A 12,470-nucleotide genomic window follows, 5' to 3' on the forward strand; every position below is an offset into this window, starting at 1 on the left:
GCTCCCTTACTCATCAGTTGACGTGGTATCTCTCTCGGGCTCCTGTGATGCCCGTCTCTCCGTCGCGATCAGCTCGTTCAGCCAACGCACCTCGCGTTCGACCGATTCGAGACCGTGACGCTGCAGCTCCAGGGTGTAGCTGTCGAGGCGCTCCCTGGTGCGGGCCAGGGCGGTGCGCACGCTGTCCAGGCGCTCCTCCAGGCGGCTGCGGCGGCCTTCGAGGATGCGCAGGCGCACCTCGGCCTCCGTGTGCCTGAAGAACGCGAAGTGGACGCCGAAGCTCTCGTCCTCCCAGGCCGCCGGGCCGGCCTGGGTGAGCAGTTCCTGGAGCCGCTCCTTCCCCTCGGCCGTCAGCTTGTAGACGATCTTCGATCGGCCGCCCACGATCGTGGCCGGAGCCGGCTGCTCCTCGGCGATGAGGCCCTGGGAGAGCAGCGATCGCAGGCAGGGGTAGAGCGACCCGTAGGAGAACGCACGGAACATCCCCAGCAGAGCGTTGAGCCGTTTGCGCAGCTCATAGCCGTGGAGCGGGGTTTCGTGCAGCGACCCGAGCACGGCCAGTTCCAGCACTCTGCCCTGTCCGCTGGCCACGGGAACCGCCCCCTCTCGCGTCGATGTATCAAGTCGATACATCCCGAGGATACGTCAGTTCGCTATATCGCTGCAATCACTGACTTTGCCAAGTCGTTGGGAGCAATCACCAAAAAGCCGTAGTCTGGCGCTCATGTGGTCACAGCGAAGGGTGGTGGATTACGGCCTCGCCAAGCGAGCAGTGGTCCGCGACCTGCGCAACGGGCACGGCACGCCCGGCGACGTGTGTGACGCACAGCCGTACCTCCTTCGCGCGGCCCGGCACTTCGGCGAACCGACCGAACGCCTATGCCCGATGTGCGAAAGGCAGAACGTCACCAACGTGACCTATGTCTACGGGGATTCCCTGGGGCGGCATGCGGGTCAGGCAAAGGCGACGTCAGATCTCGTCGAAATGGCCCATGATTACGATGAGTTCCGTGTGCACGTGGTCGAGGTCTGCCAGGGTTGCTCCTGGAACCACTTGACGGTCTCGTTCGTCCTCGGCAACGGACCGCCGGATCTCGTCGGCCGAGATTAGAGACCGAAGGCGGCAGGCAGCAGCACGCCCGATCCGCCGTGCTATCCGACGACGATGCGAGGACGTGTTGAGTTTCAGCCACGACGAGGGGACGGCCCGCCCGGGGAGGCGCCGTCGCTCCAGCTCATCCCGTTCCGTTCCCCAGGCTCAGGCACCGCAAACCGGGGATCCCGGCTGGGACACGGGGCAGCCTTCCCGTCGTGCGGAGGCGGCCTACGAGCAGACCGGCGCCATGGCCGCGCAGTCGTACGAACAGCCGTACGAACAGCCGTACGAGCCGCCCCGCCGTGAGCCGCAGGGCCGGGAACCACAGGGCCGGGAGCCACAGCGGCGTGAGCCATCCGAGCGGCGTGAGTCCGGGCGGCGCGCTCCCGCCGGCCCCGCACAGGAGACCGTCGCGATGGGGATGCCCGGCGAGCCGGGTCCGCGCGTGCCCGGGCGGCGCGAGGGAAGGCGGCGCGGCGAACAGGAGACGATGATCAGCGAGGCGCCGCGCCGCGCCCGCGGTCGCGGCAACGGCGGGCCCGGGGGGTCAGGCGGCCCCGGGGGTCCGGGCGGGCCGCGGGGTCCCGGCGAGCCGCCGGGTGACTCCGGCAGGAAGCGCCCGGCGTGGCTCAGGTTCCTGCCGAGCTGGAAGATCGTGCTGGCCGGCTTCGCGGTCGTCACCGCCGGCGTCTTCGGCATGATCGCGGTCGCCTACGCCAACATGCCCATGCCGTCCGAGGACCAGGTCCAGGACACGGTCGACGACCAGGGCAGCACCATGTACTACGCCAACGGCGAGGTCCTGGCCAAGCTCGGCACCAAGCGCGTCCCGGTCAAGGACATCAACCAGATCCCGCGGCACGTGCAGGACGCGGTCATCGCCGCCGAGAACAGCGGCTTCCGCGAGGACGCCGGCATCTCCTTCTCCGGCATGGTGCGCTCCGTCTTCAGCACGGTCTCCGGCCAGCAGGTGCAGGGCGCCTCCACCATCACCCAGCAGATGGCCCGTAACTACTACGACGGCCTCTCCCAGGAGCGCAGCGTCGAGCGCAAGATCAAGGAGATCTTCGTCGCGGTCAAGCTGAACAAGTCGCTCACCAAAGACCAGATCCTCCTGCAGTACCTCAACACCATCTACTTCGGACGCGGCGCGTACGGCATCGGCGCCGCGGCCCAGCAGTTCTTCGGCAAGCCGGTGAAGGAGCTGACGCCCCAGCAGGGCGCCTACCTGGCCGGCCGCATCCAGAACCCCGACGCGTTCGACCGGGCCGAGATCGCGGGCAACATGAAGCCCACCGAGGAGCGCTACGTCTACGTGGTCGGGCAGATGGCCAAGCTCGACCCCGCCGCCTACGGCACCCTGCCGGCCAAGGCGCCGACCTCGCCCAAGCGCGTCAAGGTCAAGAACAAGGACTACTTCAAGGGCCTGACCGGCTACATGGTCGAGGCCGTGCTGAACGAGCTGAAGGCCGACTACAACATCTCCAAGGAGGACGTCGAGACGGGTGGTTACAAGATCACCTCGACGTTCGACAAGAAGCTGATGCTGGCCGCCAGGGACGCCGTCAACAAGCACACCGCCGGCCTGACCGGCGAGATCAACGCCACGCTGGCGGCCGTCGACCCGACCAACGGCCGGATCCGCGCCTTCTACGGCGGCGACGACTACGAGAAGGACGCCTGGAACGACGCCTTCCTGTCGCAGAAGCAGGCCGCCTCGGCGTTCAAGCCCTACGTGCTCGCGGCCTGGCTCGACTCCGGCTACAGCCTCAGGAGCTACCTGCCGGCCAAGGGCCCGCTCAAGCTAGAGGGCACCACCCCGATCAACAACGACCACGCCTCCGGCGCCTCGTCGATCGACGTCGTCGACGCCACGGCCCACTCGGTCAACACCGCGTTCGCCAAGATGGGGGAGAAGGTCACCCTCGAGAAGGTCATCGAGATCGCCAGCCGCGCCGGCCTCAGCAAGGACCGGCTGGAGGACGCCAAGAACCGCCACCACTACCTGATCACCATCGGCTCCGGCCAGGTCACCGCCGTCGAGCAGGCCGGCGGCTACTCGATCTTCGCCAACGGCGGCAAGCACTTCAGGAACCACGTCATCATCACCGTCAAGGACCGGTCGAACCGGGTCAAGTACCAGGAGAAGAAGACCCCGGCCCAGGTGATCTCCCCGGAGGCCGCGGCGGACGCCACCGTCGCCCTCCAGGCCGTGGTCAAGCAGGGCACCGGCCGCAACGCCGCCCTCTACGACCGGCCCGTGGCCGGCAAGACCGGCACCAACAACGAGAACAAGGAAGCCTGGTTCGTCGGCTTCACCCCGCAGCTGTCCACCGCGGTGGGCATGTTCCGCCAGGAGTGCCGCACCAAGGGCGGCAAGGTCATCCAGCCGGTCAACGACAACTGCCCGTGGTGGCGGGGCAAGGACTCGGCCAAGGAGAAGAAGTACACGCCGCAGAAGCCGTACACCACGGCGTACGAGGTGCCGCTGGGCGCGAACTTCCAGGGTGCCACGTACCCGTCGGCCATCTGGAAGGCGTTCATGACCGAGGCCATGAAGGGCCAGAAGGTCGAGCAGTTCCCGGCCCGCGTGGACACCGGCGTCTCGGAGAACCTCGCGCCCAAGCCCGTGCCCACGCCGACGGCCACCAAGGACCCGGCCGAGGAGCAGCCGGACGACGTGACCTGCGTCATCGACCCGTGCGACGACGACAGCGGCCGCATCATCACCATCGACCCGAACCAGAACAACGGGTTCGACGACGACAACGGGCTGCTGGGCGGCGGTCAGGACCCGGGCATGCCGCCGTTCTACGAGCCCGAGCCGATGCCCACCGGGCGAGAGCAGTGGTGACGACGGACCCGGCGGGGGACGCGGTGGACGACGACCCGGTCGTCCGTCCGCCGCTGGCCGCGCGTGCCGTGCCGTACCTGCCCCTGGCGCTGTTCGCGGCGCTGGGGGCGAGCCTGGCGTACGTGTTCCGGCTGCCGTGCCGTACCGGCGGCTGGAACGACCAGGTCAGCACCTACACCAACTTCTGCTACACCGACATCTACCCGCTGTGGTTCGACCGGCAGCTCGCCACGCAGAACCCGTACTTCGCCGACGTGCCGTTCGACAAGCACGTCGAGTACCCCGTGGTGCTCGGCGAGGTCATGCAGTTCTTCGCCTGGATCGCCCGCGGGCTGGAGTCCGACCCCGTCCAGCAGGCCGTCCGCTTCTACGACGGCACGGTGATCTTCCTCGGCGTCTGCCTGGTCGCCGGCGTGGTGCTGATGGCCGCCGTGGCCGGGCCCACCCGCCGCTGGGACGCCCTGTGGTACGCGCTCGCGCCGTCGGTCGTCCTGGCCGCGTACATCAACTGGGACCTGGTCGCCGGCGCGCTGTCCATGGGCATGCTGCTGGCCTGGGCACGGAAGCGGCAGGTCCTGGCCGGCGTGCTGCTCGGGCTGGCGATCGCGACGAAGTTCTACCCGCTGATGTTCGCCGGGGCGCTGTTCCTGCTGACGCTGCGCACCGCTCGCTGGCGGCCGTTCCTGGTGACGATGGGCGCGGCCGCGGGGGCGTGGCTGGTCGTCAACGTGCCGTTCATGGTGTTCGCCTGGGACGGCTGGCGCCGGTTCTACGTCTTCTCCCAGGAGCGCGGGGTCGACTGGGGCTCGCCGTGGCTGTTCTTCCAGAGCAAGGGCTGGCCCGTCCTCGGCGAGGCCGACGTCAGCACGCTCGGCATGGCCTCGCTCGCCGTGCTGTGCCTGGGCATCGCGGTCCTGACCCTGGCCGCGCCGCGCCGGCCCCGGCTCGCGCAGATCTGCTTCCTCGCGCTGGCCGCCTTCATGATGACGAACAAGGTGTGGTCGCCGCAGTTCGTGCTCTGGCTGGTGCCGTTCGCGGTGCTGGCCCGGCCCAACTGGAAGGCGCTGGCCCTCTGGCAGCTCGCCGAGATCTGGTACTTCTTCGCCATCTGGCTCTACCTGCTCTCCCAGCAGCCGCTCGGGCGCGACGACCTGGGCATCGGCGACGACACGTACTTCACCGCCGTCTGGGGCCGCGTGATCACGATCGCGGTGATGATGGCGTTCGTCGTGCGTGACATCCTGCGCCCGCACAAGGACGTCGTACGGCAGGCGGGCGTCGACGACCAGGGCGGCGGCGTGTTCGACGACGCCCCTGACCGGTTCACGCTGGCCTCCTCGTACCGGTGATCACCCGCTCGGCCGCGCGCGACGCGCTGCTGGTCTGGTCGGGCTCGCGGGCCGGGCTGCTGGTGGCCACGCTGCTCGGCTCGGCTCTGAACGCCTACGTGGCCCGCTGGAAGCAGTGGGACGCCGGGCTGTTCGTCGTCATCGCCCGGTACGGCTACGACGGCGACCCGGCCGCTCCGCCCGACGCGGGGCTGCCCGCGTTCTTCCCCGGGCTGCCAGCGATCCTGCGCATCGTGCACCTGGTGGTGCCGGACTGGACGGCGTGCGGGCTGATCGTGTCCCTGGTGGCCGGGGCGGTGGCGATGGTCGCGCTGGCGCGGCTGGCCGAGCTGGAGGGCGCCCCCGGCTGGATGGCGGTGCTGGCGCTGCTGCTCTTCCCGACGGCCGTGTTCCTGGCCGCGGGATACAGCGAGTCGCTGTTCCTCGCGTTCGCGATCCCGGCGTGGCTGGCCGCCCGGCGCGGGCAGTGGCCGGCGGCCGTCATCCTGGCCGCCGGGGCGTCGTGCGTGCGCATCACGGGGCTGTTCCTGGCGGTGGCCCTGGTCGTCGAGTACGTCCTCCGGCGGCGCTCCCGCGAGCTGCCGGGACGGCCGGCGCCGTGGCCGCTGCTCGCCGTGCCGTTCCTGCCGCTGGCGTTCTACTCGTTCTACCACTACCGCCGCTCGGGCGACTGGCTCGCCTGGAAGCACGCGCAGGAGGCCGGGTGGGGCCGCGAGACGGTGTGGCCGTGGGAGTCGTGGACCACGACCTGGCACGCGGCGACGGGCAACGACGACTTCGCGGTGGCCTTCCGGATGGAGATCGCCGGGGCCGTGCTGGCGGTGGCGGTGCTGGTCTGGCTGGCCGTACGGCGGCGGTGGAGCGAGCTCGTCTACACCGGGCTGCAGGCGGCGGCGCTCATGACCTCGGCCTACTACCTGTCGGTCCCGCGCTCGCTGCTGCTGTGGTTCCCCCTGTGGACGGCCGTCGCGGGGCTGGGCGCCCGGCGGCCGTGGACGCTGGCCCTGTACGGGCTGGTCGCCGGGCCGCTGATGGTGCTGAACACGATCCGGTTCCTCACCGGCGCGTGGGCAGGCTGATCCCTGTACCCACTTTCGTGGCCCGGTAATCCAGGGAAGTTATCCACAGCCTGTGTGTATCCGATCTGTGGACTCCCACGTCCTACAGGTTCTCCCTCAGGAACGCGATGTCGGCCGCCTGGCCCTCGCCCGGCGTCTCCACCACGATCGGCGCGCCGGCCGCCCGGCACACCGCGAGGATCAGCTCCGGATCGATCTGCCCCTTGCCCAGGTTGGCGTGCCGGTCGGCGCCCGAGTCGAACGCGTCACGCGAGTCGTTGCAGTGCACCAGGTCGATCCGCCCGGTGATGGCCTTGACCCGGTCCACCAGGTCGACCAGCTCCTCGCCGCCCGCGTGCGCGTGACACGTGTCGAGGCAGAAGCCCACGTCGAACCCGTCGAGCGCGTCCCACAGCCGCGCGATGCGCTCCAGCTTGCGCGCCATCGCGTTGCCGCCGCCCGCGGTGTTCTCGATCAGCACCGGGATCGGGCACTCCAGCCGCTCGAACACCTTGCGCCAGTTGTCGAAGCCCGTCTGCGGGTCGTCGCTCTTGTTGACGTGGCCGCCGTGGACGATCAGGCCCTTGGCGCCCAGCCCGGCCGCCGCCTCCAGGTGCTGGGCGAGCAGCTTGCGGCTGGGGATCCTGATCCGGTTGTTGGTCGTCGCCACGTTGACCAGGTAAGGGGCGTGGATGTAGACGTCGACGCCCTCCACGGGCTTGGCGGGCAGCACGGGCTTGTCGTAGCCCTGCGGATCGCCGAGGAAGAACTGCACCACCTCGGCCCCGACCTCGGCGGCGTGAGCGGCGGGATCGTCCTGGCCGACGTGAGCTCCGATGCGCACCATGTCATCGAGCCTATCCGTTTGCCGTACCTGCCCCGGGGAAGTCGCCAGACACCCCCTACGCGAGGAGAGACGCATATGGCCCGATGGCGATGGCGCTCGTTAGTCATCCTGATCTACGTCGTGATTGGCCTCTACGTGGCCTGGGTGTACCACTACATCACTCCGGGGATCCTCAAGGACATCGCCGAGGCGTTGCTCGCGGTCTTCCTCTGGTTCCTCGTCCTGCTCGGCGTGGACCTGCACATCGGAGGATGACCCCATATCGCGGACGGCCCCGGCCGCGCCGGGGCCGTCCTTTCTCGCGTTCGTACGGGTCTTTCGTTCGTGCGGGGTCAGTGCCCGGGGTCAGGGCAGGAAACCGCCGTGGGCGATGCCGAGGGCCACGCCCACGAACGACGCCACCACGCCGACGATGTTGAGGGCCCGCTGGGGAGTCGTGGCGGAGACGTACTGGGAGTAGAGGCCCGTCCCGAACCCCAGCGCGCCCGCCCAGGAAGCCACGACGTGACCGCCGGGGACGAACGCCGCGACGAAGGCCGTCAGACCGCAGATCACGGTGACGATCGCCAGGGTGTTCTCCACCGGATGGGCCCGCCCGTCGCTGTTGAGCGTGAGCCTGAACCGCTGGTTTCTGGAAGGTTGGAGGATGTGTGGCACAACTATCACCCCCTGGTTTCCTACAGGCCTTCCCATATGGACTCGGCTGGTAACCTGGTCAGGCTGCGTTGTGACGGGTGAACCGTCACACCCTGGTGCCGAAAGGGGCGCCGGGGCCTAGACGTCAGCGTCCTCCTGTCACGGCAGAGTGTCGTGACCGCAAGAGTCCAGAGGAGGTTGGAGTCCCGCATGCGTCGTTACGAAGTAATGGTCATTCTGGACCCTTCGCTCGATGAGCGCACCGTCGCGCCGTCCCTCGACCAGTTCCTCACCGTGGTCCGCAACGACGGCGGCACCGTGGAGAAGGTCGACGTCTGGGGCCGTCGCCGTCTCGCCTACGACATCGACAAGAAGTCGGAAGGCATCTACGCCGTCATCGACCTGTCCGCGCAGCCCGCGACGGTCAAGGAGCTCGACCGCCAGATGAACCTCAACGAGGGCATCCTGCGCACCAAGGTTCTCCGCCCCGACGTGCACTAAGCAGCTCGTCGCCCGGCTTTTTGTCGGGCGTCGGCCGTACTCTGAGCCGTAACCCAAAGCGAAGGCGTGCAGGAAGGCGAGCGCTGGCCATGGCAGCAGGCGACACCGTAATCACCATCGTCGGCAATCTTGTCGACGACCCCGAGCTGCGCTTCACCCCGACGGGGCAAGCGGTGGCCCGGTTCCGCATCGCGTCCACTCCGCGGTTCATGGATCGTCAGACCAACGAGTGGAAGGACGGCGAGAGCCTCTTCCTGACCTGCAACGTGTGGCGGCAGGCGGCGGAGAACGCCGCCGAGAGCCTCCAGCGCGGCATGCGGGTCATCGTGCAGGGGCGGCTCAAGCAGCGGTCCTACGAGACCAAGGAAGGCGAGAAGCGCACCGTTTACGAGGTCGAGGTCGACGAGGTCGGCCCGTCTCTGCGCAACGCCACCGCCAAGGTCAACCGCACCACCCGTCAGGGTGGCGGCGGCGGTGGCGGCGGCTTCGGCGGCGGCCCGGCCGACGACCCGTGGGCCTCCGCGTCGCCCGCTCCGCCCCAGGGCGGCGGCGGCTTCGGCGGTGGTGGCGGCGGCGGCTTCCAGGGCGGCGGCCAGCAGAGCGGCGGCTTCAGCGGCGGCGGCGACTTCAGCGACGAACCGCCTTTCTAGACCCAGTCCACAAGCCCGAGACCATTCCCGCTTCAACGGCGGGGCTCTGAAAGGAGCACCACGATGGCCAAGCCGGCACTGCGCAAGCCCAAGAAGAAGGTTTGCCTGTTCTGCCACGACAAGATCTCCTACGTCGACTACAAGGACACGGCGCTGCTGCGGAAGTTCATCTCCGACCGCGGCAAGATCCGTGCGCGCCGGGTGACGGGCAACTGCACCCAGCACCAGCGCGACGTGGCGACCGCGATCAAGAACGCCCGTGAGGTGGCTCTGCTGCCTTACACGAGCACCGCGCGCTAAGGAGGCCTGTCGATATGAAGCTCATCCTCACCAACGAGGTCTCCGGCCTCGGCACCCCTGGTGACGTCGTCGAGGTCAAGGACGGCTACGGCCGCAACTACCTCATCCCGCGCGGCTACGCCATGCGTTGGACGCGTGGCGCGGAGAAGCAGATCGAGTCCATCAAGAAGGCTCGTGACGCGCGCGAGATCCGCGACCTGGGCACCGCCAAGGAGGTCGCCGGCCAGCTCGGCGCCCTGCGCGTGCGCCTGACCACCCGCGCGGGCGACTCCGGTCGCCTGTTCGGCTCGATCACCACGGGCGACATCGCCGACGCCGTCAAGGCCGCCGGCGGCCCGATCCTCGACCGCCGTCGCATCGAGATCATCAACCCGATCAAGAGCGTCGGCAGCCACAAGATCAGCGTCAAGCTGCACCCTGAGGTGTCGGCCTCGGTCGACGTCGAGGTCGTCGCCGGCTGACGTCGGCACGCCTGCCCACGGCCCTCGCTCCCTTCCCGGGAGCGGGGGCCGTGCGCGTCTCCGGGGCCCGGCCGCGACGGCACGTCCGGTGTGGGCTGGTATGAGCCCAGGTGACGGCGTATTTCCTAGCGGGGCAGCGTACAATCGGCTCGTTCTTCCCCGCGTTCCCCTCCTGGAGGCACCACCCATGGTCCGTCCCTCGACGCTGCTCGCGCTGGGCGCCCTCGTCGCGGCCGTCGCGTGCGCACCCGTCGACAACACGGCGACCAGCGCCGGCCCCTCGGGCACGACGGCGTCCACGGCGTCCGGAGCGTCCACGGCGTGCACCAAGGACCAGCTCAAGCTCGTCAACGCGGGCAAGCTGACCATCGGCACCGACAAGCCCGCCTACGAGCCGTGGTTCAAGGACGACGACCCGGCCAACGGGCAGGGGTTCGAGAGCGCGATGGCGTTCGCGGTCGCCGGTGAGCTGGGCTTCGACCGTGACGAGGTGCAGTGGAGCACGGTCAAGTTCGACTCGGCCTTCGCCCCGGGCGCCAAGCCGTTCGACTTCGACGTCAACCAGGTCTCCATCACCCCCGATCGGGCCAAGGTGGTCGACTTCAGCCACGGCTACTACACGGTCAAGCAGGCCGTGGTGGCGCTGGGCGACGGCAAGTTCGCCGCGGCCAAGACGCTGGCCGACCTCAAGGACGCCAAGATCGGCGTGCAGGTCGGCACCACCTCGCTCGACGCGGTGAAGAACGTCGTCAAGCCCGCGGGCGACCCCAACGTCTTCAACGACCAGGTCGACGCCGTCAACGCGCTGAAGAACAAGCAGGTCGACGCCATCGTCGTGGACCTGCCGACGGCGTTCTACGTCACGGCCGCCCAGGTCGAGGGCTCCAAGATCGTCGGCCAGTTCAGCTCGACGGGCGGCACGCCCGAGGAGTTCGGCCTGGTCATGGAGAAGGGCAACCCGATCAAGACCTGCGTGGACAAGGCCGTGGACGCGCTGAAGTCCAAGGGGGAGCTGGCCAAGATCGAGCAGCAGTGGCTCGGCTCGGCGGCGGGCGCGCCCGAGCTGACGTGACGACGCCGCACACGCCGATGACCGACATGCCGGCCGGCCCGGTCTGGGTCAAGAGCGACCGGCAGGTGGAGCGGGAGCGGGTCCGCAGGGAGCGGACCCGCCGCTCCGCGTCCATCGCCACCGCCTCCACCTTCGTCTTCGTCGTCCTGGTGGGCTGGCTCGTCACGAGCTCGCCGGGCTGGCCGCGCGTGCAGGAGACGTTCTTCAACCCCGAGCACTTCGTCAGGTCGCTGCCCGACGTGCTCACCGGGTTCTGGCTGAACATCAAGATCTTCCTGATCGCGGAGCCGATCATCCTGGTGGTCGGCCTGCTCGTCGCGCTGCTGCGGACGACCAGGACCGCCGCCCTGTTCCCGATCCGGGCGCTCGCGACGCTGTACGTCGACGTCTTCCGCGGCGTGCCGACGCTGCTCGTGATCTACCTGGTCGGCTTCGGCCTGCCGGCGCTGCGCCTGCAGGGCATCCCGAACGACTACACCACCCTGGGCGTCATCGCGCTGACGCTCTCGTACGGCGCGTACGTGGCCGAGGTGTTCCGCTCGGGAATCGAGTCGGTCCACCCCAGCCAGGTGGCCGCGGCCCGCTCGCTCGGCCTCAGCCACGGCAGGACCATGCGCTTCGTGGTGCTGCCGCAGGCCACCCGGCGGGTCGTGCCGCCGCTGCTGAACGACTTCATCTCGCTGCAGAAGGACACCGCGCTGGTGGCCACGCTGGGCGTGCTGGAGGCGCTGCGGCAGGCGCAGATCTACGCTTCCAGCAAGTTCAACTACACGGCCTACCTGGCGGCCGCCCTGCTGTTCATCCTGCTGACGATCCCGATGGCCAGGTTCACCGACTACCTGGCCGAGCGCACCAGGAGGAGGCGCGGCGCATGAGCCTGCTGACCATCGACGGCGTGTGGAAGAACTTCCACGGCCACAGCGTCCTGCGCGGCATCGACCTGGAGGTGCGCCCGCACGAGGTGGTGAGCCTGATCGGCGCCTCCGGCTCGGGCAAGTCCACGCTGCTGCGCTGCGTCAACCTGCTGGAGACCGTGGACGACGGCGCGATCCTGCTGGAGGGCCAGGACGTCACCGACCCACGGGTGGACGCCGACCAGGTGCGCAAGAAGCTGGGCATCGTGTTCCAGGCGTTCAACCTGTTCCCGCACATGACCGTGCTGGACAACGTCACGCTGGCGCCGCGCCAGGTCCACAAGGTGCCCAGGGCGCGGGCCGAGGAGGAGGCCCACGCGCTGCTCACCAGGTTCGGGCTGGCGCACAAGGCCACGGCGTACCCGGACCAGCTCTCCGGCGGCCAGCAGCAGCGGGTGGCCATCATCCGGGCGCTGGCGACGCAGCCGCGGCTGATGCTGCTCGACGAGGTCACCTCGGCGCTCGACCCGGTGCTGGTGGTGGAGGTGCTGGAGGTCGTCCGCGAGCTCAAGCAGTCGGGGATGACGATGATCCTCACCACGCACGAGATGGGGTTCTGCCGCGACATCTCCGACACGGTGTGCTTCCTCGACGGGGGTGTGCTGCTGGAGAAGGGGCCGCCCGAGAAGATCTTCAGCGAGCCGGACCAGCCGCGTACCCGCGACTTCCTGCGCAGCGTGCTCGAAGCGCGGCGCCTGTAGCGGGCGGGGCCCCAGCGCTTCCGCGACAGCA

General features: G+C 69.1%; 15 protein-coding genes. 12 read left to right on the plus strand and 3 right to left on the minus strand.

Translation table 11 applies throughout. From position 1 onward, the window contains the following. Positions 1-6: 6 nt before the first annotated feature. Entirely contained in the window at positions 7-591 is a 585-nt protein-coding gene (locus MTP10_RS04930; protein WP_310707785.1) for a PadR family transcriptional regulator, read from the minus strand. A 133-nt stretch (positions 592-724) separates the two neighbouring features. Between MTP10_RS04930 and MTP10_RS04935 the strand changes: the two genes are divergently transcribed. From MTP10_RS04935 to MTP10_RS04950, 4 genes are all read left to right on the plus strand, one after another. Continuing rightward, a complete protein-coding gene (locus MTP10_RS04935; protein WP_310707786.1) occupies positions 725-1,111 on the plus strand; it encodes a DUF5318 family protein in 387 nt (128 codons plus the stop codon). A gap of 232 nt (positions 1,112-1,343) precedes the next feature. Beyond that, entirely contained in the window at positions 1,344-3,950 is a 2,607-nt protein-coding gene (locus tag MTP10_RS04940) for a transglycosylase domain-containing protein (protein ID WP_310707787.1), read from the plus strand. Then, a complete protein-coding gene (locus MTP10_RS04945; RefSeq protein ID WP_310707788.1) occupies positions 3,947-5,299 on the plus strand; it encodes a glycosyltransferase 87 family protein in 1,353 nt (450 codons plus the stop codon). The genes MTP10_RS04940 and MTP10_RS04945 overlap by 4 nt, the downstream gene beginning before the upstream one ends. After that, on the plus strand, positions 5,296-6,378 hold the full coding sequence (locus tag MTP10_RS04950; protein WP_310707789.1) for a mannosyltransferase family protein: 1,083 nt from the start codon (positions 5,296-5,298) through the stop codon (positions 6,376-6,378). Before MTP10_RS04945 ends, MTP10_RS04950 begins: the two co-directional genes overlap by 4 nt. A gap of 82 nt (positions 6,379-6,460) precedes the next feature. On the opposite strand, the gene MTP10_RS04955 is transcribed toward MTP10_RS04950, so the two are convergent. Then, positions 6,461-7,204: a deoxyribonuclease IV gene (locus tag MTP10_RS04955; RefSeq protein WP_310707790.1), complete on the minus strand. Its 744-nt coding sequence runs from the start codon at positions 7,202-7,204 to the stop codon at positions 6,461-6,463. A 75-nt stretch (positions 7,205-7,279) separates the two neighbouring features. Here MTP10_RS04955 and MTP10_RS04960 point away from each other — a divergent pair, with 75 nt between their 5' ends. Continuing rightward, positions 7,280-7,459, plus strand: a complete 180-nt coding sequence (locus MTP10_RS04960; RefSeq protein WP_310707791.1) for a hypothetical protein — start codon at positions 7,280-7,282, stop codon at positions 7,457-7,459. A 90-nt stretch (positions 7,460-7,549) separates the two neighbouring features. Here MTP10_RS04960 and MTP10_RS04965 read toward each other — a convergent pair whose 3' ends face one another. Beyond that, entirely contained in the window at positions 7,550-7,870 is a 321-nt protein-coding gene (locus tag MTP10_RS04965; RefSeq protein ID WP_310707792.1) for a hypothetical protein, read from the minus strand. A gap of 180 nt (positions 7,871-8,050) precedes the next feature. On the opposite strand from MTP10_RS04965, the gene rpsF reads away from it, so the two are divergent. The 7 genes from rpsF (at position 8,051) to MTP10_RS05000 (ending at position 12,439) form a co-directional block, all read left to right on the plus strand. Further along, on the plus strand, positions 8,051-8,341 hold the full coding sequence (gene rpsF / locus MTP10_RS04970; protein ID WP_106242878.1) for a 30S ribosomal protein S6: 291 nt from the start codon (positions 8,051-8,053) through the stop codon (positions 8,339-8,341). Between the two features lie 89 nt (positions 8,342-8,430). Further along, positions 8,431-8,991: a single-stranded DNA-binding protein gene (locus tag MTP10_RS04975; RefSeq protein WP_310707793.1), complete on the plus strand. Its 561-nt coding sequence runs from the start codon at positions 8,431-8,433 to the stop codon at positions 8,989-8,991. Positions 8,992-9,054: 63 nt separating this feature from the next. Beyond that, positions 9,055-9,291, plus strand: coding sequence for a 30S ribosomal protein S18 (gene rpsR, locus MTP10_RS04980; RefSeq protein ID WP_020543048.1), 237 nt, complete (start codon positions 9,055-9,057; stop codon positions 9,289-9,291). Between the two features lie 14 nt (positions 9,292-9,305). Next, the gene (rplI, locus tag MTP10_RS04985) at positions 9,306-9,752 is read left to right on the plus strand and encodes a 50S ribosomal protein L9 (RefSeq protein WP_310707794.1); all 447 of its coding nucleotides are present in this window, start codon (positions 9,306-9,308) and stop codon (positions 9,750-9,752) included. A 187-nt stretch (positions 9,753-9,939) separates the two neighbouring features. Further along, complete coding sequence (locus tag MTP10_RS04990) at positions 9,940-10,824, plus strand: ABC transporter substrate-binding protein (protein ID WP_310707795.1); 885 nt, start codon at positions 9,940-9,942, stop codon at positions 10,822-10,824. Further along, positions 10,821-11,699 (plus strand): amino acid ABC transporter permease, encoded by an 879-nt coding sequence (locus MTP10_RS04995; RefSeq protein ID WP_310707796.1) that lies wholly within the window; start codon positions 10,821-10,823, stop codon positions 11,697-11,699. Before MTP10_RS04990 ends, MTP10_RS04995 begins: the two co-directional genes overlap by 4 nt. After that, a complete protein-coding gene (locus MTP10_RS05000; RefSeq protein WP_310707797.1) occupies positions 11,696-12,439 on the plus strand; it encodes an amino acid ABC transporter ATP-binding protein in 744 nt (247 codons plus the stop codon). The genes MTP10_RS04995 and MTP10_RS05000 overlap by 4 nt, the downstream gene beginning before the upstream one ends. The last annotated feature ends 31 nt before the right edge of the window (positions 12,440-12,470 follow it).

It is taken from the genome of Nonomuraea sp. 3-1Str (assembly GCF_031570565.1).
In the GTDB taxonomy this organism is placed as follows: Bacteria; Actinomycetota; Actinomycetes; order Streptosporangiales; family Streptosporangiaceae; genus Nonomuraea.

Excerpts from the sequence above, each read along its gene's own strand:
- MTP10_RS04960 (WP_310707791.1), top strand. The coding sequence starts at position 7,280 with ATGGCCCGATGGCGATGGCGCTCGTTAGTCATCCTGATCTACGTCGTG.
- MTP10_RS04975 (WP_310707793.1), top strand. The coding sequence starts at position 8,431 with ATGGCAGCAGGCGACACCGTAATCACCATCGTCGGCAATCTTGTCGAC.
- rpsF (WP_106242878.1), top strand. The coding sequence starts at position 8,051 with ATGCGTCGTTACGAAGTAATGGTCATTCTGGACCCTTCGCTCGATGAG.
- MTP10_RS04940 (WP_310707787.1), top strand. The coding sequence starts at position 1,344 with ATGGCCGCGCAGTCGTACGAACAGCCGTACGAACAGCCGTACGAGCCG.
- MTP10_RS05000 (WP_310707797.1), top strand. The coding sequence starts at position 11,696 with ATGAGCCTGCTGACCATCGACGGCGTGTGGAAGAACTTCCACGGCCAC.
- MTP10_RS04955 (WP_310707790.1), bottom strand. The coding sequence starts at position 7,204 with ATGGTGCGCATCGGAGCTCACGTCGGCCAGGACGATCCCGCCGCTCAC.
- MTP10_RS04935 (WP_310707786.1), top strand. The coding sequence starts at position 725 with ATGTGGTCACAGCGAAGGGTGGTGGATTACGGCCTCGCCAAGCGAGCA.
- rpsR (WP_020543048.1), top strand. The coding sequence starts at position 9,055 with ATGGCCAAGCCGGCACTGCGCAAGCCCAAGAAGAAGGTTTGCCTGTTC.
- MTP10_RS04990 (WP_310707795.1), top strand. The coding sequence starts at position 9,940 with ATGGTCCGTCCCTCGACGCTGCTCGCGCTGGGCGCCCTCGTCGCGGCC.
- rplI (WP_310707794.1), top strand. The coding sequence starts at position 9,306 with ATGAAGCTCATCCTCACCAACGAGGTCTCCGGCCTCGGCACCCCTGGT.